This window comes from Mesorhizobium sp. 128a (assembly GCF_053848025.1).
In genome coordinates this window covers 233,856-257,484 of sequence record NZ_JBSPKY010000002.1, presented here as the reverse complement: position 1 = coordinate 257,484, position 23,629 = coordinate 233,856, and the positions used below count along the sequence as shown (strand labels likewise).

20 protein-coding genes and 1 tRNA gene are annotated in these 23,629 nt (G+C 63.3%); 11 read left to right on the top strand and 10 right to left on the bottom strand.

Translation table 11 applies throughout. The features are described 5' to 3' along the window. Positions 1-6: 6 nt before the first annotated feature. From ACWTU9_RS04885 to tkt, 4 genes are all read right to left on the bottom strand, one after another. Positions 7-1,209 carry a phosphoglycerate kinase gene (locus ACWTU9_RS04885; RefSeq protein ID WP_455857323.1) on the bottom strand — a complete coding sequence of 401 codons (1,203 nt, stop codon included), beginning with the start codon at positions 1,207-1,209 and terminating at the stop codon, positions 7-9. 156 nt (positions 1,210-1,365) lie between these two features. After that, positions 1,366-3,255 (bottom strand): potassium/proton antiporter, encoded by a 1,890-nt coding sequence (locus ACWTU9_RS04880; protein WP_455857322.1) that lies wholly within the window; start codon positions 3,253-3,255, stop codon positions 1,366-1,368. Positions 3,256-3,462: 207 nt separating this feature from the next. Continuing rightward, the gene (gene gap, locus ACWTU9_RS04875; RefSeq protein ID WP_454573105.1) at positions 3,463-4,473 is read right to left on the bottom strand and encodes a type I glyceraldehyde-3-phosphate dehydrogenase; all 1,011 of its coding nucleotides are present in this window, start codon (positions 4,471-4,473) and stop codon (positions 3,463-3,465) included. Between the two features lie 157 nt (positions 4,474-4,630). After that, a complete protein-coding gene (gene tkt / locus ACWTU9_RS04870; protein WP_455857321.1) occupies positions 4,631-6,622 on the bottom strand; it encodes a transketolase in 1,992 nt (663 codons plus the stop codon). Between the two features lie 259 nt (positions 6,623-6,881). Between tkt and ACWTU9_RS04865 the strand changes: the two genes are divergently transcribed. The 4 genes from ACWTU9_RS04865 (at position 6,882) to ACWTU9_RS04850 (ending at position 9,391) form a co-directional block, all read left to right on the top strand. Next, positions 6,882-7,154 (top strand): DUF4164 domain-containing protein, encoded by a 273-nt coding sequence (locus tag ACWTU9_RS04865; RefSeq protein WP_023670128.1) that lies wholly within the window; start codon positions 6,882-6,884, stop codon positions 7,152-7,154. 12 nt (positions 7,155-7,166) lie between these two features. Beyond that, positions 7,167-7,532, top strand: coding sequence for a cell division protein ZapA (locus tag ACWTU9_RS04860; RefSeq protein ID WP_023670127.1), 366 nt, complete (start codon positions 7,167-7,169; stop codon positions 7,530-7,532). 198 nt (positions 7,533-7,730) lie between these two features. Next, positions 7,731-8,390 (top strand): peroxiredoxin, encoded by a 660-nt coding sequence (locus ACWTU9_RS04855; protein WP_112559528.1) that lies wholly within the window; start codon positions 7,731-7,733, stop codon positions 8,388-8,390. Between the two features lie 128 nt (positions 8,391-8,518). Continuing rightward, on the top strand, positions 8,519-9,391 hold the full coding sequence (locus tag ACWTU9_RS04850) for an MBL fold metallo-hydrolase (RefSeq protein WP_455857320.1): 873 nt from the start codon (positions 8,519-8,521) through the stop codon (positions 9,389-9,391). Between the two features lie 265 nt (positions 9,392-9,656). Here ACWTU9_RS04850 and rpoH read toward each other — a convergent pair whose 3' ends face one another. Further along, positions 9,657-10,568: an RNA polymerase sigma factor RpoH gene (gene rpoH / locus ACWTU9_RS04845; RefSeq protein WP_142869964.1), complete on the bottom strand. Its 912-nt coding sequence runs from the start codon at positions 10,566-10,568 to the stop codon at positions 9,657-9,659. 188 nt (positions 10,569-10,756) lie between these two features. Continuing rightward, positions 10,757-11,797, bottom strand: coding sequence for an RluA family pseudouridine synthase (locus ACWTU9_RS04840; RefSeq protein ID WP_454586312.1), 1,041 nt, complete (start codon positions 11,795-11,797; stop codon positions 10,757-10,759). 25 nt (positions 11,798-11,822) lie between these two features. On the opposite strand from ACWTU9_RS04840, the gene ACWTU9_RS04835 reads away from it, so the two are divergent. From ACWTU9_RS04835 to ACWTU9_RS04825, 3 genes are all read left to right on the top strand, one after another. Then, the gene (locus ACWTU9_RS04835) at positions 11,823-12,206 is read left to right on the top strand and encodes a fimbrial protein (RefSeq protein WP_455857319.1); all 384 of its coding nucleotides are present in this window, start codon (positions 11,823-11,825) and stop codon (positions 12,204-12,206) included. A gap of 97 nt (positions 12,207-12,303) precedes the next feature. Continuing rightward, positions 12,304-12,717: a VOC family protein gene (locus ACWTU9_RS04830; RefSeq protein WP_455857318.1), complete on the top strand. Its 414-nt coding sequence runs from the start codon at positions 12,304-12,306 to the stop codon at positions 12,715-12,717. Positions 12,718-12,802: 85 nt separating this feature from the next. Beyond that, positions 12,803-12,877: transfer RNA gene (locus ACWTU9_RS04825), tRNA-Glu, on the top strand. Positions 12,878-13,143: 266 nt separating this feature from the next. Here the strand turns inward: ACWTU9_RS04825 and ACWTU9_RS04820 are convergent. Continuing rightward, positions 13,144-13,593 (bottom strand): thermonuclease family protein, encoded by a 450-nt coding sequence (locus ACWTU9_RS04820; RefSeq protein WP_455857317.1) that lies wholly within the window; start codon positions 13,591-13,593, stop codon positions 13,144-13,146. Positions 13,594-13,973: 380 nt separating this feature from the next. Further along, positions 13,974-14,684 (bottom strand): pentapeptide repeat-containing protein, encoded by a 711-nt coding sequence (locus ACWTU9_RS04815; protein ID WP_455857316.1) that lies wholly within the window; start codon positions 14,682-14,684, stop codon positions 13,974-13,976. A 1,130-nt stretch (positions 14,685-15,814) separates the two neighbouring features. On the opposite strand from ACWTU9_RS04815, the gene ACWTU9_RS04810 reads away from it, so the two are divergent. The 3 genes from ACWTU9_RS04810 to ACWTU9_RS04800 all read left to right on the top strand — a co-directional run bounded on the left by ACWTU9_RS04810 (position 15,815) and on the right by ACWTU9_RS04800 (position 17,891). Continuing rightward, complete coding sequence (locus ACWTU9_RS04810; RefSeq protein WP_454573114.1) at positions 15,815-16,396, top strand: VOC family protein; 582 nt, start codon at positions 15,815-15,817, stop codon at positions 16,394-16,396. A gap of 25 nt (positions 16,397-16,421) precedes the next feature. After that, positions 16,422-17,291, top strand: coding sequence for a glutathione S-transferase family protein (locus ACWTU9_RS04805; RefSeq protein ID WP_455857315.1), 870 nt, complete (start codon positions 16,422-16,424; stop codon positions 17,289-17,291). Between the two features lie 231 nt (positions 17,292-17,522). After that, entirely contained in the window at positions 17,523-17,891 is a 369-nt protein-coding gene (locus tag ACWTU9_RS04800; RefSeq protein ID WP_455857314.1) for a hypothetical protein, read from the top strand. An 11-nt stretch (positions 17,892-17,902) separates the two neighbouring features. Here ACWTU9_RS04800 and ACWTU9_RS04795 read toward each other — a convergent pair whose 3' ends face one another. Together ACWTU9_RS04795 and ACWTU9_RS04790 are read right to left on the bottom strand one after the other, a co-directional pair. Next, positions 17,903-18,118 (bottom strand): hypothetical protein, encoded by a 216-nt coding sequence (locus ACWTU9_RS04795; RefSeq protein WP_454573117.1) that lies wholly within the window; start codon positions 18,116-18,118, stop codon positions 17,903-17,905. 132 nt (positions 18,119-18,250) lie between these two features. Next, the gene (locus ACWTU9_RS04790) at positions 18,251-18,601 is read right to left on the bottom strand and encodes a hypothetical protein (RefSeq protein WP_455857313.1); all 351 of its coding nucleotides are present in this window, start codon (positions 18,599-18,601) and stop codon (positions 18,251-18,253) included. A 189-nt stretch (positions 18,602-18,790) separates the two neighbouring features. Between ACWTU9_RS04790 and ACWTU9_RS04785 the strand changes: the two genes are divergently transcribed. After that, positions 18,791-23,341, top strand: a complete 4,551-nt coding sequence (locus ACWTU9_RS04785; RefSeq protein WP_455857312.1) for a PAS domain-containing protein — start codon at positions 18,791-18,793, stop codon at positions 23,339-23,341. Positions 23,342-23,629 lie beyond the last annotated feature (288 nt).

The following is a 23,629-nucleotide window of genomic DNA, read 5'->3' as shown; positions in this document are numbered from 1 at the left end:
TTCCGGTCAGGCCTGCATTTTCAGTACGTCGACGCCTGGCAGCGGCTTGCCTTCCATCCATTCCAGGAAAGCGCCGCCTGCAGTCGAGACATAGGTGAAGTCGTCGGCGACGCCGGCATGATTGAGTGCGGCCACCGTATCGCCGCCACCGGCGACGGAGACCAGCTTGCCGGCGTTGGTCCGGGCTGCCGCGTGCCTGGCCGCTGCCACCGTGGCGTGGTCGAAAGGCTCGATCTCGAAGGCGCCGAGCGGGCCGTTCCAGACCAGCGTCGCGGCGCGGTCGATCCACTCGCCGATCGCCTTCACGGTCTTTTCGCCGACATCGAGGATCATGCCGTCGGCCGGCACGTCCGAGATGGCGACGGTCTCGCAGGCGGCGCCAGCTTTGAACTCTTTTGCGACGACGCCGTCGACCGGCAGGATGATGGCGCAGCCGGCCTCGGCCGCCTCGATCATGATCTGCTTGGCGGTCGGGGCAAGGTCATGCTCGCACAGCGACTTGCCGACAGCGGTGCCGCGCGCGGCGAGGAAGGTGTTGGCCATGCCACCGCCGATCACCAGCGCGTCGACCTTCTTCACCAGGTTCATCAGAAGGTCGATCTTGGTCGAGACCTTGGCGCCGCCGACAATGGCAACCACAGGACGGACCGGATTGCCGAGCCCCTTCTCCAGCGCCTCGAGCTCAGCCTGCATGGTGCGGCCGGCATAGGACGGCAACAGCCGCGCCAGGCCTTCGGTCGAGGAGTGGGCGCGGTGGGCGGCGGAAAAGGCGTCGTTGACGAAAATGTCGCCATTTGCGGCGAGCCTTTCGGTGAAGGCCGGATCGTTCTTTTCCTCGGTTTTGTAGAAGCGGGTGTTTTCGAGCAGCAGCACGTCGCCCTTGTTCATGGCGGCGACGGCGCTTCCGGCCGTGTCGCCGACGCAATCCGAGGCAAAGCCGACGGGACGGCCAAGCACCTCGGCGGTGGCTTTCGCGATCGGCTCCAGCGAGAATTCCGGCGAGGGGCCATCCTTCGGCCGGCCGAAATGGGCGAGCAGGATGACCTTGGCGCCCTTGCCGGACAGCTCGGCGATGGTCGGCGCGATGCGCTCGATGCGGGTGGCGTCGGTGACCTTGCCGTCAGCGACCGGCACGTTGAGGTCGACCCGCACCAGCACGCGCTTGCCGCTGATATTGCCGATATCGTCGAGTGTCTTGAAGGCGGCCATGCTGGTTCCTTTCCGTGAAAATCGCCGGGACCATACCTCGCATCAATGACGATGCAAGGCTTGAGCCGCGGCGCGCGTTAAATTTTGAAGTCAGGGCGAAGGTAGCGGTGATGCTGGCGACGAACTTGCTTTGGTTGGCGGCCAGACGGATCGTGGTCAGCTCTCGGTCGTTGCCTTTTCCGCGGCAGGCTCCGAGGACGGCTTCTCCTCAGCCGGAGCCTCCGCGACATGCGTCTCCGTCGGCCTGCGCCAGTTGCGGATGAAGGCAACGACACGGTCGCCGATCTCGCCGGCGCTGAGGAAGACCGGCACCCGTGCCACCGGGGCGGTCGGCTCGAAGGACAGGCCGAGGCCCGTAATCTTGCCCTTGTCGTCGACGTCGCGGACGATCAGCTCGATCGGGCCGATCAGCACACGGTCGGCATATTCGGCATGGCCGCCGAGACGCGCCGTGACCAGGGCGCCGACAGTCAGCCTGCGCTCGGCTTCGCTCAGGCCCGGCCCATAGGCGGCCTCCAGCTCCTCGGCCGAACGGGCAGGATCGACGGCGAAGGCGCCGAAGAAATCGGCATCCTCGGGGTCGACCACCGCACGGCTGGCGAACAGCTTGTCGAGCAGGCGCGGATAGCGGTCGGGGACGAAGATGTAGACCTGGTCGCCGGCGGCGAGCCGGCCCATGTCCTGGAAGCGCATCGAGCGGCCGTCGCGCAGCACCAGCGAGGGCCGTGCCCAGCGCGGAATGCGCTCGCCGCGCGCCACCGGGCTGCCGGGTGCGACACGGTAGGCGAGCAACTCGTGATGGGCCGAGCCCGGCAGTTCGAGCTCGACCTTGTCGAGCGGCCCGAGCCTCGCCGGCACGATCAGGCCGAGCCGGCGCGCCAGCGGCCCGACCGTCCAACCCTGAACGACCAGAGACACCAGCACGATGATGAAGGCGGTGTTGAAGATGACGCGGCCGTTCTCCAGTCCGCCGAGCAGCGGCGTGATCGCAAGCAGGATCGACACAGCGCCGCGCAGCCCGACCCAGGACACGAACGCGACCTCGGGGCGCGGCAGACGGAACGGGATCAGGCAGAGCCAGACGGCGACCGGCCGTGCGACAAACATCAGGAACAGGCCGAGCAGCACTGCCGGCACCAGGATCGCCGGGAATTGCGAGGGCGTCGCGAACAGCCCCAAGATCAGGAACATGATGATCTGCGCCAGCCACGACATGCCGTCCTGGAAGCGCTTCAGGATTGTGACGGCGCGGATGTCGGAGTTGCCGGCAATCAGACCGGCGAGATAGACCGCCAGAAAACCCGACCCGCCGATGGCGCCGGCGGCAGCGAACACCATCAGGGACAAGGTCAGCACGAAGATCGGCAGCAGGCCGTGGTCGAGATTGAGCCGGTCGACGAGGCGCACTATGCCGAGGCCGCCAAGCACGCCGACAATGGCGCCGAGGCCCATATTGAGCAGGAAGCCGAGGATCAGGTCGGTGACCAGCATATGGGTCTCGGGATTGGCGTGGGCCGCGATGATCTCGACCAGCGTGATGGTCAGGAAGATGGCGATCGGGTCGTTGGTGCCGGATTCGACTTCGAGTGTCGCACGCACGCGCTCGCGCAGATTGATCTCGCCGGCGCGCAGCAGGAAGAACACCGCGGCCGCGTCGGTCGAGGCGACGGCAGCACCAAGCAGAAAGGATTCCAGCCAGCTGAGGTCGAGCAGATAGTAGGCGGCAGCGCCGAACAGGCCGGTGGTCAAAAGCACGCCGAAGGTCGCCAGCGACAGCGCCGGCCCGGCCGCCTGGCGCAATGCATTGAGCGGTGTGCCGAAACCGGAATCGAACAGGATGACCGCCAGCGCCAATGAGCCGGCAAAATAAGCCAGGCGCGCATTGTCGAATTCGATGCCGAGACCGTCGGCGCCGGCGGCGAGGCCGATGCAGAGGAACAGGAGGAGCAGCGGAGCGCCGAAGCGGAAGGCGATCAGGCTCGAGAACGCTGCGGCGACAACAAGCGCTGTGCCGACCAGCGTGACGAGATAGATCGCATGCTCCATCCGTGATCTTCCCCCTCGAATTCCTCTTCTTCCGATTTACGGGAGAGTGGGGCGAAGGCATGGCCAGCGCAAGGCGCAAGGGTGGCTTTTTGCCCTATGCCGCTGATTTTCCGGCATTTGGCGGCTCGGTGGGCCTTGCCGGGCGCTCTGACGAAAAACGCCCGGACAAAGGCCGGGCGTTTGAAGCTAAGAGACTAGAGCCTGCAATCAGGCGATGGTCTTGCCGAAGGCGACCGCGGTGTCGCCCATGCGGTTCGAGAAGCCCCACTCATTGTCGTACCAGGACAGCACCGAAACGAAGTTGCCGTCCATGACCTTGGTCTGGTCGAGCGCCATGATCGAGGAGCGCGGATCGTGGTTGAAGTCGATCGAGACATTCGGGTGATGGGTGACGCCGAGAATGCCCTTGAGCTTGCCGTTGGAGGCGGCGATCACCGCTTCGTTGATCTCCTGCACGGTGGTGGCGCGCTTGGCGATGAACTTGAAGTCGACGACCGAGACATTCGGCGTCGGCACGCGGATCGAGATGCCGTCGAGCTTGCCCTTGAGATCGGGCAGGACGAGGCCGATCGCCTTGGCGGCGCCGGTCGAGGTCGGGATCTGCGAGAGTGCTGCGGCGCGGGCGCGGTAGAGATCCTTATGCATGGTGTCCAGCGTCGGCTGGTCGCCCGTGTAAGAGTGGATCGTCGTCATCATGCCCTTTTCGATGCCGACGGTCTCGTGCAGCACGGCAGCCAGCGGCGCAAGGCAGTTGGTGGTGCAGGACGCATTCGAGATGACGATGTGGTCCTTGTTCAACTTGTCGTGGTTGATGCCGTAGACGACGGTGAGGTCGGCGCCTTCGGCAGGCGCCGAGACCAGCACGCGCTTGGCGCCGGCGGTCAGGTGCGCGGCGGCCTTATCGCGGGCGGTGAAAATGCCGGTGCATTCGAGCGCGATGTCGACGCCCAGTTCCTTCCACGGCAACTGCGTCGGGTCCTTGATCGCGGTGACCTTGAAAGTCTCCTTGCCGACCGTGATCTGGTCGCCGGACACCGAGACTTCATGCGGGAAGCGGCCGTGCACGCTGTCATAGCGCAGCAGATGCGCGTTGGTCTCGACCGGGCCGAGATCGTTGACGGCGACGACGTCGATATCCTTGCGGCCGGATTCGTGGATGGCGCGCAGGATGTTGCGGCCGATGCGGCCAAATCCGTTGATGGCAACTCTGACGGTCATTTTACTCTCCCTGGGAGCTGGAAGGCGGCAGATGGGTCCGCAGCTTCATAGCGGCGGATGGCACAAGAATCCAGCCGCAGAAGGCCGAATTTAAATCGATTAGGTTGGTCCAGTCCCGCAAAATCGCCTTAAGCGGTTCGCGGGACTGACCCTGACACTACTTGCTATGCAGGCGGGCTTCCGCCGCCTTGGCCGCAGCATCGGCGGTGATGCCGAAATGCGGGTAGAGCTGTTCGATGGTGCCGGAGGCGCCGAAGCCGTGCATGCCGATGAAGATGCCGTCGGAGCCGATCAGGTGATCCCAGCCCTGGCGGATGCCGGCTTCGATCGCCATCTTGATCGGCGCGCTGCCGATGGTCTTCTTGCGATAGGCGTCGCTCTGCTGGTCGAACAGCTCGAAGCAAGGCACCGACACGACGCGGGTCGGGTGGCCGTGCTTTTCAAGCAGGTCACGGGCGCCGAGCGCGATCTCGACCTCGGAGCCGGTGGCGAAGATCGTCACCGCCGCCTCGCCGCTGGCCGCGGCCAGTTCATAGGCGCCCTGGCTGCTCAGGTTCTTGGCCGAGAATTCGGTGCGCACCGTCGGCAGGTTCTGGCGGGTCAGCGCCAGGGTCGACGGCGTCTTTTCCGTCTCAATGGCGATCTGCCAGCATTCCGCGGTTTCCACCGCGTCGGCCGGACGGAAGACATTGTGGTTCGGGATGGCGCGCAGGGCCGCCAGATGCTCGACCGGCTGGTGGGTCGGGCCGTCTTCGCCCAGACCAATGGAATCATGGGTCATGACGAAGATCGAGCGGATGCCCATCAGCGAAGCCAGGCGCATCGACGGGCGGGCATAGTCGGAGAAGCACATGAAGGTGCCGCCATAGGCGATCAGGCCGCCATGCAGCGTCAGGCCGTTGAGCGCGGCGGCCATGCCATGCTCGCGGATGCCGTAGTGGACATAACGCTGGCCGTAATCGTCGGGCGTGATGTTCTTGGTCTGGCTGGTCTTGGTGTTGTTGGAGCCGGTCAGGTCGGCCGAGCCGCCGATGGTCTCGGGCACGGCGCCGTTGATGATTTCCAGCGCCATTTCCGAGGACTTGCGGGTGGCGACCTTCGGCTTGTCGGCCGACAGCTTCTTCTTGTAGTCGGCGATGACGGCATCGAAGTTGGAGGGCAGCTTGCCGGCGAGGCGGCGCTCGAACTCTGCCTTGAGCTTGGCGTCGGCCTTGGCCAGGCGGCCTTCCCAGTCGGTGCGCGGCTTGGCGCCGGCCTTGCCCGCGGTGCGCCAGGCGTCGAGGATGTCGGCCGGAATCTCGAAAGGCGGCGAGTCCCAGTTGAAGAACTTGCGCGCGCCGGCGATCTCGTCGGCGCCGAGCGGCGAGCCGTGCGCCTTGTTGGTGCCGGCCTTGGTCGGTGCGCCGAAGCCGATGGTCGTCTTGCAGGCAATCATCGTCGGCTTGTCGGAATGGCGCGCCGCCTCGATGGCGTAGGCGATGGCTTCGGGATCGGTGCCGTCAATGTGGCTGGCGTTCCAGCCGGAGGCCTGGAAGCGGGCGACCTGGTCGGTGTTGTCGGCGAGCGAGACCGGGCCGTCGATCGAGATGTTGTTGTTGTCCCAGAAGACGATCAGCTTGTTCAGTTTGAGGTGGCCAGCCAGCGCGATGGCTTCCTGCGACACGCCTTCCATCAGGCAGCCGTCGCCGGCCAGTACATAGGTGTAGTGGTCGACGAGGTCGTTGCCGAAGGCGGCGTTCATGATGCGCTCGCCGAGCGCGAAGCCGACTGAATTGGCAAGACCCTGGCCGAGCGGGCCGGTCGTCGTCTCGATGCCGGTGGCATGGCCGTATTCTGGATGGCCCGCGGTCTTGGAACCGAGCTGGCGGAAATGCTTGATCTGGTCGATCGTCATGTCCTCGTAGCCGGTCAGGTGCAGCAGCGAGTAGAGCAGCATCGAGCCGTGGCCGGCCGACAGGATGAAACGGTCGCGGTCGGGCCAATGGGGGTTCTTCGGATCGTATTTCAGGAACTTCGTGAACAGCACGGTGGCGATGTCGGCGCAGCCCATGGGCAGGCCGGGGTGGCCGGACTGGGCCTTTTCGACAGCGTCCATGGCGAGAAAACGGATCGCATTGGCCATCCGGTCATGTTGTTCACGCGACGTCATGGTACCTCCGGGGTGGGGATTTGCGGGCTTGGCAGAGCCCTGGAAAGGGTGCGCGACACATAGCAGGCGCGGGCTTTTAGTCAACAAATCGGCTTCACATTTGCCGGTCTTGTGATGGCGGGGGGAGGCCTGCATTAGCGTTAGCGGGGGACAGTCGCGAGAGCTTTGTTGACGTTGCCTTCACCCGGTGCCTAATGTTTCCGGGATAACGCGTTCTGAACGCGAGCGATTCGGTGATGGGCAGGGCAGGACGAAGGCCATGACCGGGGAAACCACACTCAAGGAAGTCATCCACAGGCTGGGCAAGGCCATCGAGGGCCTGGAAAATGCCGTCGCGGCCAAGCTTGAGCATGAGCGCGACTACTCCGAAGCCGAGGCCGAAGTGCAGCGGATGAACGCTGACCGTTCCCGGCTGGCGCAGGAACTCGACAATTCCGAAGCCCGCGCCGAACGGCTGGAAGATGCCAACAAGGAAGTGTCGCGCCGCCTGGTGACCGCCATGGAAACCATCCGCGCGGTGCTGGACAGATAGGAGCTGCAGGCCATGGCACAGGTCACGGTTTCCATCGACGGCAAGCAGTACCGCATGGCCTGCGACGAAGGCCAGGAAGAGCATCTGATCGATCTGGCCGAACGCTTCGATCGTTATGTCTCGCATCTGAAGGATTCGTTTGGCGAGATCGGCGACCAGCGGCTGACGGTGATGGCCGGCATCATGGTGATGGACGAGCTTTCGGAGCTGCAGAAGCGCGTCAAGGGCATGGAGACCGAGGTGCAGACGCTGCGCAAGACGCGCGACGAAGCGTTGACCAAGGCAGACAAGAACGACACGGTGTTGACCAGCGCGCTCGGCGCGCTCGCCCAGCGCATGGAAGACCTGGCCACGTCGCTCGCGGTCAACAAGGCCTGAGCGCAGCCTTTCCCCGTAGAAACGAAAGATTTGTCGGGGCCGATGCCGGGTCCGTAGAACGAAAGTGCCCGTTCCGTCGCCGGCAAGAGTTTCCTATTGTCTCGCAGCCGGGATTTATGCGTTAAGATGTGGCAATGCCGGAGTGTTGGCGCCGCCTTGGTGCCGCTCCTATCAAATCTGTTGCAGGGGAAATGTGCCATGAGCCTTCGTATCAACGACATCGCGCCGGACTTCACCGCCGAGACGACGCAAGGGACGATCAATTTCCACGACTGGATCGGCGACGGTTGGGCGATCCTGTTCAGCCATCCGAAGAATTTTACCCCGGTCTGCACGACCGAGCTTGGCACGATGGCCGGGCTCGAGGGCGAGTTCAAAAAGCGCAACGTCAAGGTCATCGGCATTTCCGTCGATCCCGTTGCGAGCCACGACAAATGGCAGGCCGACATCAAGACGGCGACCGGCCAGACGGTGAACTACCCGCTGATCGGCGACAAGGACCTCAAGGTAGCCAAGCTCTATGACATGCTGCCGGCCGGCGCCGGCGAGACGTCGGAAGGCCGCACGCCGGCCGACAACGCCACCGTGCGCTCGGTCTATGTCATCGGGCCGGACAAGAAGATCAAGCTGGTGCTGACCTATCCGATGACCACCGGCCGCAACTTCGACGAGATCCTGCGCGCCGTCGATTCCATGCAGCTCACCGCCAAACACCAGGTGGCGACGCCGGCGAACTGGAAGCAGGGCGAGGACGTGATCATCACCGCCGCCGTCTCCAACGAGGATGCGATCAAGCGCTTCGGCGCTTTTGACACGATCCTGCCCTATCTCAGGAAGACCAAGCAGCCGTCCGCCTAGGTTTTCGATTTTTGTTCTGTTTCTGGCAAGGCGTGCTTGACGAGTGTGCCTTGCCAGATGACCATGCTCTTGGTTCATTCCGGCAGAGAAAATCATTCCTGCCGGAGCAAGGGGCAGGGGGGCGGAAATTGGACGCAGCTTTGGCCAAGCCGCTGGTCAGCGGCTTTTACGACAAGCCGACCGGAGCCATACAGTATGTCGTCGCCGATCCGGCGACGAAGCGCTGCGCCATCATCGACCCGATCCTCGATTTCGACGAGAGGTCCGGCGCGACGGCGACGAAAAGCGCCGATGCCTTGCTGGACTTCATCCAGGCAAACGGACTGGAACTCGAGTGGATCCTCGATACCCATCCGCATGCCGATCATTTCTCGGCGGCACATCATCTTCATGAGAAGACCGGCGTGCCGACGGCGATCGGCGACAGGGTGGTCGAGGTCCAGAAACTGTGGAAGGCGATCTACAACTGGCCGGATTTTCCCGCCGACGGCTCGCAGTGGGACCGGCTTTTTGGCGAAGGCGATACCTTTCGGATCGGCGGCCTTCCGGTCAAGGTGCTGTTTTCGCCCGGCCACACGCTGGCTTCGATCACCTATGTCATAGGTGACGCCGCTTTCATCCACGATACGCTGTTCATACCCGACAGCGGCACGGCAAGGGCAGATTTTCCCGGCGGCAGTGCTGCGCGGCTGTGGCGCTCGATCCAGGGCATCCTGGCATTACCGGACGACACGCGCGTCTTCGTTGGCCACGACTACCAGCAGGGCGGCCGCGAGCCGCGTTGGGAAAGTACGGTGGCGGAGCAGAGGGCGAAGAATATCCACCTGGTTGCGGCGCGCAGCGAGGCCGAGTTCGTCGCCTTGCGCGAAGCGCGCGACCGGACCCTGCCCATGCCGCGGCTCATCCTGCATGCGCTGCAGGTCAACATGAATGGCGGGCGACTGCCGGAGCCGGAAGCCAATGGCAGGCGCTACCTGAAGTTTCCGCTGGATGGGTTTTGAGATTAGTTTCGTTCCCTTCTCCCCGTCACTATACGGGGAGAAGGTGGCGGCAGCCGGATGAGGGGCAGCGCCAGTGTTCGCGACAATCGCGCCCGGCTGTGATGCTCTGAAAATCTCGCAACGCCAGCGCCGCCCCTCATTGTCCTGCCGGACATTTCTCCCCGTGGAGTGACGGGGAGAAACGGGCTCTGTCGCCGGCTTCGCCAAACAAAAAAGCGGCGCCAGTTTCCCGACGCCGCCTGTTGTTTCGTAACCGAACCTGGCCTTAGGCCGCGGGCTGCGCCTCGATCGTGCGCAGGGCCTGCATCTGGCGCTTGGCGGCGGCCTTGACCGCGTCCTGCACCTTCTCGAAGGCGCGCACCTCGATCTGGCGCACGCGCTCGCGGCTGATGTCGAACTCGGCCGACAGCTCTTCCAGGGTCAGCGGCTCTTCGGCGAGGCGACGCGCCTCGAAGATGCGCCGCTCGCGATCGTTGAGCACGGCAAGCGCGCCCGACAGCATGCCGCGCCGGTTTTCCAGCTCGTCCTGCTCGATCAGCATGTCTTCCTGGCTTTCGTGGTCGTCGACCAGCCAGTCCTGCCATTCGCCGGATTCACCTTCGCTGGCGCGGATCGGCGCGTTGAGCGAAGCGTCGCCCGACAGGCGGCGGTTCATCGACACGACTTCGGCTTCGGAGACGTTCAACCGGGTGGCGATCTCGGTGATCTGATCGGGCTTCAAATCGCCATCGTCGAGCGCCTGGATCTTGCCCTTCACCTTGCGCAGGTTGAAGAACAGGCGCTTCTGGTTGGCGGTCGTGCCCATCTTGACCAGGCTCCACGAGCGCAGGATGTATTCCTGGATCGAGGCCTTGATCCACCACATGGCGTAGGTCGCGAGGCGGAAGCCACGCTCGGGTTCGAATTTCTTGACGGCCTGCATCAGACCGACATTGCCTTCCGAGATCACTTCGCCGATCGGCAGGCCGTAGCCGCGATAGCCCATGGCGATCTTGGCGACGAGCCGAAGGTGGCTGGTGACGAGCTTGTGTGCGGCGGACGTGTCTTCATGCTCGGCGTAACGCTTGGCGAGCATGTACTCTTCCTGCGGCTGAAGCATGGGAAAGCGACGGATTTCTTCCAGGTAGCGGCTGAGGCCGCCTTCGCCGGAAACGATACTGGGTAGTGACTGGGCCATGATAGCGCCCCCTCTCTATTGGAGTGATGCCCCCGAAACGCGGCGGGCATGTGACGCGAGCACCAAAAGGCTCGCCCGCGACAGGTGTTTTATACAGGAACAAAACCAGAAAAGACAGGCATTTGTTCAACACGAAACAGTGTGTCACGCCAAAGTGAACAATGCCGCTCAGGTTTTAGATGACCGGTTCAGACCTTGCGAAAGCCGCCGACGAGTTCCTCCATGTCCCCCGGTATCGGCGCCTCGAACCTCATCGATAGATGGGTAGCCGGGTGACGAAATGCAAGGAGCCAGGCATGCAAAGCCTGGCGAGAAAAGGCCTTGACCTGGCTTTTCAGCGGTTCGGGCAGCCGGTTGGCCTTGGTGCGGAAGGCCTGGCCGTAATCGGGGTCGCCGATGACGGGATGGCCGATATGGGCCATGTGGACGCGGATCTGGTGGGTGCGGCCGGTCTCGAGCCGGCATTCGACCAGGCTGGCGGTGGCGAACTCCTGCTGGTCCTCGCCGAAACGCTCCTTGACGGTGAAATGGGTGACGGCGTGGCGGGCGTCGTCGCGGCCTTCCGGCACCACGGCGCGGCGCACGCGGTCGGCGGCGCGGCCGAGCGGCGCGTCTACCGTTCCCGTCGGCCGCGGCGGGATGTCCCAGACCAGCGCCAGATAGGCGCGTTCGAGATCGCCGGTGCGGCCGTGGTCAGCAAAGGCTTCCGACAGCGCCTTATGGGCGCGGTCGGTCTTGGCTACCACCATGACGCCGCTGGTCTCCTTGTCGAGGCGGTGGACGATGCCCGGGCGCCGGACGCCGCCAATGCCGGAAAGACTGTCGCCGCAATGGTGGATCAGGGCGTTGACCAGCGTGCCGGTCCAGTTGCCGGCGCCTGGATGGACGACGAGGCCGGCCGGCTTGTTGATGACGATCAGCTCATCGTCTTCATAGAGCACGTTGAGCGCGATGTTCTCGCCTTGCGGCTCCGCCGGCTCCGGCTCGGGCATGACGACCGATACGCGCTCGCCGGCTGCCATCTTGCGTTTGGTCTCATCGACCGGCTTGCCGTCGATCGTGACAGCGCCCTGCCGGATCAGCATCTGCACCCGGCTGCGCGACATATCGGGGCCAAGGGCGGTCGCCAGCCACTGGTCGAGGCGCTGGCCGGCCGCTTCCGCGCCGGCTTCGAGCACGGTTGGCTCCGCCTCTATGAATTGTCTGGTCTCTTCGTTATGAGCGCTCATCGAAACCGTTCCGGAATGTTCTGCCATGGCCCGGCCCGCCGACGACGAAGATCAGGAAAAGCCGCTCGACCCCGAGATCGAAAAGGTGCGCGGCAGGCTCATCCGCTTCATGGCCATCAATCTCGGCCTGCTATTGCTCGCCCTTATGGTGGTGATCGCGGCCATTGTCTACAAATCGCGCAAAGCGCCGCCCACGAACCCGCCGCTCCACAACGACATTCCAGTACCGCCCGGCGAGCCGCTCGCGGCCGACATCGTGCTGCCGGTGGGAGCCAAGGTGATCAGCCAGGCGCTGTCGGGCAATCGCATCTCGATCGACGCCGAACTCAGCGACGGCAGCCGCGCCATTTTCATCTACGACATCGCCGAACGCCGCATCATCGGCCGCTTCGCCATCCGCAACAAATGAGCCGGCTGATGCAGCAAACACGTTCGCCGTGCGGACAAACAAGTTTGCCGCGCGGACAAACAAGTTTGCCGCGCGGACAAACAAGTTTGCCGCTGATATGACCGGATTTGTTGAAAGCCGCCGCATTGCCACCGTCACGCTCGTCGTCGCCGACTATGACGAGGCGATTGCCTGGTATGTCGGCAAGCTTGGCTTTGCGCTCTGCGACGACATCGATCTAGGTGACGGCAAGCGCTGGGTGACGGTGACTCCGGCGGCCGGGCAGGGCCCGCGGCTGCTTCTGGCTGAAGCGTCGGACGAAATGCAGAAAAGCCGCATCGGCGACCAGACCGGCGGCCGCGTGGCTTTCTTCCTCGAAACCGATGATTTTGCCAGAGACCATGCGGCGATGCTCGAAAACGGCGTCGACTTTCGCGAGACGCCGCGCCATGAGCCTTACGGCACAGTGGCGGTTTTCGCCGATCTCTGCGGCAATCTCTGGGACCTGATCGAGCCGAAACGCCAGGCTTGAGGGGAACAATTTCGCGACACGACCGAAGTGCTCCAAGCCCAGTTGCTTTTTCCGAAGTGTCAGCCTATATCGCCGGTTCTTGAACGCGCCCATCGTCTAGCGGTCAGGACACCGCCCTCTCACGGCGGGAACAGGGGTTCGATTCCCCTTGGGCGTACCAAGGATTTCAATCATCTAGCCGCGGCTCAGCCAAAACCGTCAAATAACGGTCGAATATGAGTCCCGTGGGGGCACATTTTGGCGCTGCCGGCTGACATCATAAAGGTCTGGCCCTACCGGCCTTCCGAGCTCCGGCGTCACCGCGTGATGCGTGAATTGCAGATTTCCGGGCGGCGCGGCCGGCGTCGAGTTCATCCCCGAGAATGGCTGTGGTGCCCGTGTGAGGCTCCGAAGACATGAGTGAACGCACGGCGGCGATAGCAGCTCTCAGCGTCCACCCCGTCTATATTCGCCGGGATCGATAAAGGTCCCTGCCCACAAGTTACGTTTGGCAGCGCGGGCTTCGCGCTCTTCGGCAAGGTATCGCGGCGCTTGTTTGTCAGTGACCGCCAATCCGTGTTTCACCAAGTCTCGCCCGAGATCGATGCTCCCCGCGAAGCAGACACCGACATCGTCGTCATTGCGGTCCTTGCCTTCGATGGTGCAGGATACATCCCCTATAGCAATGAGATGGCGAATGTGGTCGCGCGCATACCTGCCGCAGGGCCAGATCTTGTCAGCGGCATCGAAACACGTCTGCGAAAGTTCGGGGGCATCGATACCGAGCAGCTGAACTCGGTTCTTGTCATGCCATAGCGTGTCGCCGTCATGAGCAAACCAATGCTCTCCTGCGGACACGGGGCTACAGGTGAGCACGAAGGCAAGAGCAAGGGTCAATCTACACATGGCCGATCAATGTGATTATTGCGTCTTCTCGTCGTATTTGAAAGTGGACCGTTTCGACAGCGTGGTGCAGCAGCTCCACCCAGTACGTGGTTCCCCGCCCCCCGCCATCCTGCACCGCCGCCGACGCGCCTCCCGCGCATTGGCGCTTCGCTGTGGCGGTGCTCGCCTATGCGCGCGCCCGCCCGACGCTCTCGCGCCATTCTTCCCGCTCGCGCGGCCATTCGGAATAGGGCGCGGACAGCGTGTGGTGTATCAGGCCGATGCGCTTGTCATCGCGGCCGGCGGCTCGGCAATTCGGGCAATAGAAGAACGGCTGGAGTGGCACGGGAAAACAAAAGAGCCCGCCACCGTCAATGGACTCGGCGCCGAGCCTATGGCTCGCTACAGGGCCAATCTTCAGGCCTCGTCAAGCCAGAAGGCAACTCGGTCCGGGCGTCTCCGCAAGCCATGTTGAGCTGCCACTGGGACAGACCCGCCGAATTGGAAAGATCGAGGCCCTCGATACGGGTCAGAAAGAAAAAAGCGCCGCCAAAGTCTATCGGCGCGGTGAACGTCGCTCCTCGGAAGTCCGCCCGCGCGAGATTGGCAAACGAAAAGCGGCTGCCGCTGATATCGGCGTCATGGAACTGCGCTCGCCCCAATTCCGCCTTTGTGAAATCAACATTGGTCAGATTGGCGTCCTGGAAATTCGAGCGCTGCACTTCTGCGCCCGTAAACACAGCGCCCTGCGCGTCCATATGGCTGAAGTCGGTCCTGTAGGCCTCGATTTTGTCGAACCGGGCGCCTTTGGCGGTCGAGTCGGCCAGGGAAGCACGCACAAGCGTTGCCTTCTCAAAATTTGCCGCAAGGAGATTGCTGTTCCTGAGGTCGGTCGAAGTGAAATCAACACCGATCAGGTTCGCCCCGCTCAGGTCCTGTCCTTTTAGGATGAGAAGCTTTTTGTCACAGTCCTGCCAATTGACGCCAGGCGTCGCGGCTGCGTCGCAATTTTGAGCGGCAGCGGCGTTCTGCCAAGCAAATACAATGCAAACCGCTAGAACCAAGCCGGATGCGCCGTAAGCTCTGGTTCGTCTCAAAGTCATTGTTGCTGGACCTCTGCTACTCGCCGACAATCAACCTTACCACATCTGCTGACACTCGAAAGCGACGGCGTTTTGCCCGCTAGTCCCCACCGCCGAATGAAAAGCCCGCCACCATGAGGCAGCGGGCCATTGTCCTTCAAAAGTTACGCGGCGTAGCCGGCGATAACTTCCTCCCGGCTCATCGTGTGGTCCTGCGCAGCGTCATAGCGGCGTAGCAGATCGGTCAGAGAAATTGAGCCTGCCGGCACATAGCTACCGCGACCCATCGGTATGAGCCCCGCCGTAAATGGTCGCCCGAAGCGCAGGTCGAACGCGGACGCCATGGCACTGGGAACAGATAAAAAACAAAGGCGGGCAATGGCGAAGAGGTGCCGCCAAGGTTATGCCCTCTCATGGCGGGAACAGGTTCGATTCCCCTTGGGCGTACCAAGCAACGGCTCGGCCGTTTCTCCCCTCGACAATTTTCAGGCAAGCAGTCGTGCGGATTGCGTTCGATCGCGAGGGTCGGCGGCATCAGCAAAACCCGGCAAGACCGTCTGCCCGATGCACCCAATTTAAGTCAGGCCGCGACGCTTGAAAGCGGAGCAATCTCTGTTACTTGCGGTGCGGGGGTAGCATCTGCGGCAACGCGGATTTGGGTCGGGTAGAGTGGATAATGACCTCGGTGAAAATGACATGCCCGCATTGCTACGGCAGCGGGAAGATTTTCGATTGCTCCAGGTGGCACGCGTCAAAAGGGCATTGCTGCCCGCAAGGGACGCATCGGGCCGGCTGCCCGGGGCAGACCATGGCATGCGCTGAATGCGCGGGCCTGGGCACATTGGCGGAAGCCGAGTTCAGAGCTGTCGCCTAGGGAATTTCCTGCAGCCTTGAAGGCTTGGCTCTTTTTCATCTTCACCACCATGCGCCGGTCGACATCGTCGCTTCTGGCGCGTCGCTGCCAATTGCACTAGCATCATTGTGCGAAGCCCTTCGCAAAGGGCTCGTTACGGCGCGCAGAACGCCGGGGAACAGATTGGGAAAAGCCGCCAGGCATGCACATCCGCCGCACGCATGGCGTTCGGCGATGGCGCTACGTGGCAGGATCTAACCTCGGCCCGGATGGCGAGGGGCCGGCGAGGAGGAGACCGATGCAGAAACTGCAATCGCAGGGCGTCCATCACATCACGCTGGTCGGCGCCGGGCGCCAGACCTCCATCGATTTCTGGGAGGGCGTGCTCGGGATGCCGTTCATCTTCGAGCAGCCCAATCTCGACAAGCCCAAGGAAAGCCACCTCTATTTCGATCCGGGCGACGGAAGGCTGATTACCATCTTCACCGACGAGAGCCGCACGGCGGTGGCGCGGCGCACGCCGACCGAGCCGGGCTGCGTCCACCACATCGCCTTTGCCGTGTCGCGCGTCACCTTCCTGCAGGCGGTCGCCCGGCTCGACGAGCGCGCCATCAAGCACAGCGGCGTCAAGGATCGCGGCTTCATGGATTCGATCTATTTCGAGGATCCGCTCGGCCTTTTGATCGAGCTGGCGTCCTACCGCTTCGAACCGCCGACCGGCTTCACCCATGCCGACGTGTTGATGCAGGCGCACAAGCTGCGCGTCGCGCGCGGCGACTACAATATCGCCGAAGTGCATCTCGCCGATGCGATCCAGACACTGGTCGAGTGGTCGCGCGCGACCTTGTCGGACGACCGGACGCCGAAGAATCCATACTGACGGCCAACAAAAGGGGAGGACCACAATGGCAAAGACAGTGAAGAGCGCGAAGAAACCGGCTGCCAAGGCGGCTGCTAAGCCAGCGGCAAAGGCATCTGCAAAGGCCGCGCCGAAAGCAACCGCAAAGGTAGCCGCGAAAGCAGCAGCAAAACCGGTCGCCAAAAAATCCGCGCCGAAGGCCAAGGCCGCGAAGAAGCCGGGGCTGAAGATCAGCATGCTGAAGCCGAGCGTCAACAACATGACGGTCCGTGTGTTTGCGCGCGCGGCCGGGTTCGACGCCGCCGAGACCGATGCCTGGGGTCATACGCGCTCGCCCGAATATATGGCGCGCAATCCGGCGCATCTGACGCCGATGATCGAGGACAAGGGTCTTCCGCGCGGCGTGCTGTGGGAAAGCTGCGCCATCATGCAGTATCTCGCCAACAAGCACGGGCTGGAGAAATTCTATCCCAAGGCGCCGGCCAAGCGGGCGATGGTCGACAGCGCCATGTTCTATCTCATCGGCACGCTCTACCCCTATGTGGCGCGCGCAACCTATCCGGCGCTCGGCTTCCCGCAATATGCCGGCGAGGTCGGCCACAGCGACGCGCATCCGGAGAAGAAATCCGAGGCGCAGAAGGCAGCCATGGCAGCGATTGCCGAACCGCTGGAGGTGTTTCACTCCTTCTTCCGGGACGGCAAGCCGTTCATCGGCGGCAAGCACCCGTCGATCGCCGACATCCGCCTGGCATCGACGCTCGAATTCCTGGCCGTCATCGACTACCCGCTGCCCAAATGGGCGAAGGAGTATGTCGCGGCGATCGAGAAGAAACTCGGCAAGGCCTATGCCGAGCCAGCAGGCGATGTCAGAGGCTATATCGCCTATGTGAAATCACAGGCCAGCGCGCAAAGCTAAGGATTCGTTAACCAAAGCCCTGTCTATTGAGGGCAATCCACCCCGCGACCACGGATGTACTGGCGCCGAAGTGGAAGGAAAGGTCGGCGCAATGCCGGCCTTTTGCTTTTCGCCGATGCGCCACAAGACGCGTCCCGGCGCTCCGCCATAAAGTCTGACATCAGGCATATTGCCATTGCCGGCGTCGACCCTACCATCATGCTTGGCGGCCGGGGTACGAGGAGCTTTGCCTTGAAAGGCGTGGCGGCATTGTTTGCGATTGCCGGTGTTGTGTTGGCCGGAGAGTACCCGTCCAATGCCGCGCCGCTCGACACCATGACGGAGGTCGGCAATGCGATCCAGGCGTGCTGGACGCCACCGACCGATGCTGGAAATGCCAGCGTCACCTTGAGCTTCAGCTTCAAGCGCGACGGTACGCTGATCGGCCCGCCGCGACCGACGGCGATCAAGGTCGACGGCGACGCCAATGCCAAGAAAGCGTTTGTCGACGCCGCAACCACTGCTTTGCAGAAATGTCTGCCGCTGAGCTTCTCGCCCAAGCTTGCACAAGGCGTAGCTGGCAATGTCTTCACCATGCAGTTCGCCTCGCCCAAGCAATAGGTGAGCGTCACTCAGTTGTGCCGGCGCCTTATGTCGACATGCCGCTGCAGGTCCGGTGTCTCGAAAACGTAGTCGGCCCAAGCGGATTCGGGAATCTGGCCCGCAAGGTAGCATTCCAGCAGCAGGCTGTGCTCGGGGTCGAGGGGTCTCGGCGCCCACTGATGGTCCAGCCCCAGCGAGTGGAACAGGTTCCTGGTCAGGCCAGAGACAGTGAAGTGAATAGACATCTTCGGTCTCCTTTTGTCCGACACAACGCGAGACAGCGGAGAAAGGTTTCAACCGCAAGGCCGATAAGGCGGGACTGATCATGACGGCGCCCCGGCCATTGTCGATGCCCGGCTTCGTCGACATGCGTCAGGCTATTCGCAGACCATCTTGTAGCGTTTGCCGGGTTGGCTGACATTCTTGCAGGTGAGCGGGTTGGCCGGTTCGGAAGCCATGCTGGGCGGGCTGGACCTGACATGCCGTCTCGGCGCAACAATTGTCGTCTTTCGGCGTGCCGCCGGCCGGTACGGCTCTTGCGGCGGCGTCGGAAACACGCCTGCTGCCGCCTGCATCTTGCTGGCCTCGGTCTGCGACGGATCGGGATCCCAGACCCGCCTGATATCCAGCGGCTTCGGGATCACCACCGTGCCGTCATAGCTGCGCGCGCAGCCGCTGCTCGTAAGCAGCGCCAAGCACAGGAAACAAGGCACGATCCAACCAGTCATCTACAACACCCCCTGCCGACTTATAGCCCGGCCGGGGTTGCGCCGACAACCGGCGGAATACCGCAGGGCAATGTGGCTCTGGCCGTAGTCTGGATACGTTATGGTTAGCGGATCATTAATGCTTCTCGGGCACATTCCGCCGGCGAACCACCGAGGGGGTTCGGCCTTGGCTTTCGGGGTGGGAACGGGATGGCTGACGGGACTGTTGGAACACGCGGCGGACGCGGTTCCCGAAAAGGGGCTGTGAACGGCGAGGATACGTCCGTCGGGGCTCCCGAAGCGCTGCGCGAACTGGCCGAGGCCGACGCCGACTGGATCTGGGAGACCGACGCCGAACTGCGCTTTTCCTGGCTTTCGGAGAATTACCAGGCCGCCACCGGCATCGACCCTGCCAGCATTCTTGGCCGCTTCCGCTTCGATTTCCTCAAGCAGATGGTGCATGGCAACAGACACGCCGCCGCGCATCTGGAGGATTTGCAGGCGCATCGGCCGTTTCGCGACTTCGTCTATGAATTGAAGGGCGGCCGTCCCGACTGCCGCTGGGTTTCGATCACCGGCTCCCCACGTTTCGACGGCGAGGGCGAGTTTACCGGCTACCGCGGCATTGGCCGCAACGTCACGGCGCTGGCCGGTGCATTGGACGACCTTCGGCAGGTGCCGCCGGCGGCGGGTGAGAGCACGCAGCATCTTGCCGACCTCGAGCGGACGATGGATGCCATGCAAATGGGCGTCGTGCTGCTCGACGCCAAGCTCGACACGCTCATCGTCAACAAGGCCTATCGCGACCTCTCGAGGATTCCCGACGGCGCCATCACCATCGGCGCGCCGTTCAGCCTCCTGATGGAGCTCAACCGCCGCAACGGCATCTATGGCGATCTCGATGAACAGCAGTGGCGGCACTACCTAGCCACCCGCATCGAGGAGATCCGCGCCGGCTCGGTTGCACCGCGCGAGTTCACCCACGCAAACGGCCGCACGATGATGTTCGCGGTGACGGCGCTGTCCGGCGGCAAGCGGCTCCTGACCTACTATGACGTCACCGAGCTCAAGCTTCGCGATGCGGCAATCGAAAGCGCCAACGCAAGGGCCGCCGAAACCTTTGCCAATCTGCGCACGATGGTCGACCAGATGCCGATCGGCGTGCTTGTCCTCGATTCGGACATGCGCGCGGAGGTGATCAACCGCGCCTTCTATGATTTCTGGAAAATCGATCCGCACCGCGCCGGTATCGGCTGCGGCTTCCGCGAGCTGATGCAGGCCAGCCGCGACATGGACCCCTACGGCACCGACGACGCGACATGGCAGCGCCACATGGCAGAGCGCGAGGCCGAAATCATGGCCGGCGTGGCAGGCTCCCGGCAATTGCCGCGCAACGACGGGCGCACGCTCATTGCATCGACGGCGCCGCTCGCCGGCGGCCAGCGGCTGATCTCCTATGTCGACGTCACCGACATGAAAGACCGCGAGGCCGAACTTGCCGAGGCGCTGGAAAAATCGCGGCTGGCTGAAGCGGTGATCAACGCCGTCGAAGACCCGATCTTCGTCAAGGACGACAATCTGCGCTTTGTCTTCGTCAACGAGGCGTTCTCCGCGCTGTTTAGACAGACGCCGCAAGCGATGCTGGGCAGGCCTGGCGGCGACTTCATGCCGGGGAAGGACGCCGCGCTGTTCGAGGACAGCGAACGTGCCGTGCTGGTCACCGGCACACCTTATGAGGTGGAGGAAAACTTCGAGGTCGAGGGCGCCAGGCGCTCGCGCATCGTGCGCAAGACCCGCGTCGGCATGCCCAGCGGCCGCAACTATGTCGCCGGTTTCCTGTTCGACATTTCCGACATGAAGCGCCGCGAGACGGAAGCGGAGGATGCGCGCAAGCAGCTTGCTACGGTGCTGGAATCGTTACCGGCTGCCGTCATTATCTACGATCGCGACGACAAGTTCGTTTTCGCCAACCGCAAGATGCAGGACACTCTGCCGGCGCTCGAACCGGTATGGAGGCCGGGCTGCAGCTTCCGCGAAGCGCTTGAGCTCGGCCATTCGGCGGGCTATTTCCGCACCAGCGGCGACAGCGAACTCGACGCACTCTACGATACCGATGCCGATCGCTGGCTCGACGGCATCCTGGCCCGCTACCATTTGCGCGCCTCGTCCTACGAACGGCGCAATCCGGACGGCCGCTGGTACCAGGTCTACGACATGCGCACCGAGGACGGCACCTTCATCGGCGTGCGCGTCGACATTTCCGACATCAAGAGCCGCGAAAAGGCGCTGCAGGATTCGATGCGCCAGATCGACCTGTTCCGCCACGTCATGGACGAATTGCCGGTCGCGGCCTTCATCAAGGCGCAGGATCTCAGCATCGAATTCGTCAACAAGGCCTGGTGCGCGATCACCGGTCTGGCCAAGGAAGATGCCATCGGCCGCACCGACCGCGAGCTGTTCGGCGCCGACGATGCCGAAAGCTATAGCCATGACGACACCGAGGTCGTTGTCACCGGCAGCGTCAAGGAGATCGAGGAGCCCATCACCCACCGCGACGGCACGGTGCGGCAATTGATGACGCGCAAGAGCCGCCTGGTGGCGCTCGACGGGTCGGTGCATCTGGTCGGCTCCAGCACCGACATCACCGAGGTCAAGGCGCGCGAGCAGGCGCTGGAAGAAAGCATGCGCGAGAACGAGGTGTTCCGCAATCTCATCGACAACGTGCCGGTGTCGATCTACGCCAAGCGCTCGGACCTGCGCCAGTTCTACGTCAACAAGGGCTGGTGCGACCTGACCGGCCTCAGCAAGGAGGAGGCGATCGGCAAGACCGACGTCGAGATCTTCGGCGCGGACGGTGAGGCCTTCGTCGCCGGCGATATGGCCGTGCTGCGCACCGGCGAGACGCAGGAGATCGAGGAGACGGTGACTCTTGCCGACGGCAATGTGCGCCACCAGTTTGCGCGCAAGGGCGCAATGATCGCCTCCGACGGTTCGCTCTATCTCATCGGATCGACCACCGACATCACCGAATTGAAGATGCGCGAGGCCGAACTGCGCGAGGCACGCCAGCGCGCCGTGCTCGCAGACCGCGCCAAGTCGGAATTCCTGGCCAATATGAGCCACGAGATCCGCACGCCGATGAACGGCGTGCTGGGCATGGCCGAGCTGCTCGCCAAATCCGACCTCGACCCCAAGCAGAAGACGTTCACCGACATCATCGTCAAGTCGGGCAACGCGCTTTTGACCATCATCAACGACATCCTCGATTTCTCCAAGATCGATGCCGGCCAGCTCGTGCTCGACCCGGCGCCGTTCAACCTGCCCGAGGCGATCGAGGATGTGGCGACATTGGTCTCGACACGCGCCAAGGAGAAGGATCTCGAACTGATCGTGCGCGTCGAGCCGGGCCTGGAAAGCCTGTTCATCGGCGATGTCGGCCGCTTCAGGCAGATCGTCACCAATCTGCTCGGCAATGCGGTGAAGTTCACCGACGAAGGCCATGTGCTGGTCGATGTCACCGGCGAGAGGGTCGTGGCCGGAACCAGGCTCACCATCTCGGTCACCGATACCGGCATCGGCATTCCGGAGGACAAGCTGAAGGCCGTCTTCGAAAAGTTCAATCAGGTCGATACCTCGTCGACCAGGCGCCATGAAGGCACCGGCCTCGGCCTTGCCATCACCTCGCGGCTGGTTGAACTGATGGGCGGCGAGATCGGCGTCGAGAGCGCCGAGGGCAAGGGCTCGACCTTCTGGTTCACCGTCACGCTGCCCAGGGCCGGCCAGCAGACGGGGCAGCGCATCATGCCGGTGGACGTCACCGGCGCGCGGGTGCTGATCGTCGACGACAATGCCGTCAACCGCTCGATCCTGACCGAGCAGATGGTGTCGTGGACGTTCGATTCCTGCGCCGCCGAAAGCGGCGCCGAAGGGCTGAAGGTGCTGGTCGCCGCGGCTGCCTATGGCGTGCCGGTCGACTGCGTGGTGCTCGACTACCAGATGCCGGGGATGAGCGGTGCCGAAATGGCGCGCATCGTGCGCAACACCGCAGGGCTGGCCGACACGCCAATCATCATGCTGACCTCGGTCGACCAGTCGCTCGCCAACACCGGCTACCGCGACCTCGGCATCGACGCGCAGCTGATCAAGCCGGCGCGGTCCTCGGTGCTGCTGGAGACGCTGGTCGCGACCATCCAGCGCCATCGCCACGACACGACAAGTCAGGCGCCGGAGGCGGCAAGCGGCGGTTCCGGCGAAACGATGGTACAGCCGGCGTCGGTGCCGCCGGCACGGGCCGCATCCGAGCGGGCGCAGCTGCATCCGCCGCCCGTGCGCGCCCGCGCCCGGGCGGGCGGCAACGAACGCGGGCTCGATATCCTCGTTGCCGAGGACAATGAGGTGAACCAGATGGTGTTCACCCAGATCCTCGGTGAAACCGGCTATAGCTTCGAGATCGTCGGCAATGGCCGCAAGGCGCTCGACGCGTTTGGCCGGCTCAATCCGCGCATGATCCTGATGGACGTCTCGATGCCGGAGATGAACGGACTCGAAGCCACCGCGGCGATTCGCCGGCTGGAGGAGGAGAGCGGCACGCATATCCCGATCGTCGGCGTCACCGCGCATGCCTTGAAGGGCGATCGCGAACGCTGCCTGGAAGCCGGTATGGATGACTATCTGCCCAAGCCGATCAGCCCGAAGGCGCTGCTCGAAAAGGTAGAACGCTGGGTCGGCATCGCGAGCGAAGCCCAACGAGACGCCGGCTAGCTGATATCGGCGCCGGGATTCGGCGGCGCCGCGGCGTTCAGTGATATGGTGCGATCGCACCATATCAAAGCTTGCGCCCAGTCGGGAAAATGGCGGCAACGAAACCGCTCATTCAGTTACGGGCGGGAGCAAGCGACCGCCGACAAAGAAACAGCGTCGAAATCTACCCCAACGGACCTGTTTTTGGCGATGGCTCGGCCAAGATACGCTCTGGCCACGGGCAACGCGCTCCCGTCCGGTTTTTCTTTCTCGGCATCGCAGCCTGCGATCTGCCGGGACAAATGCCGG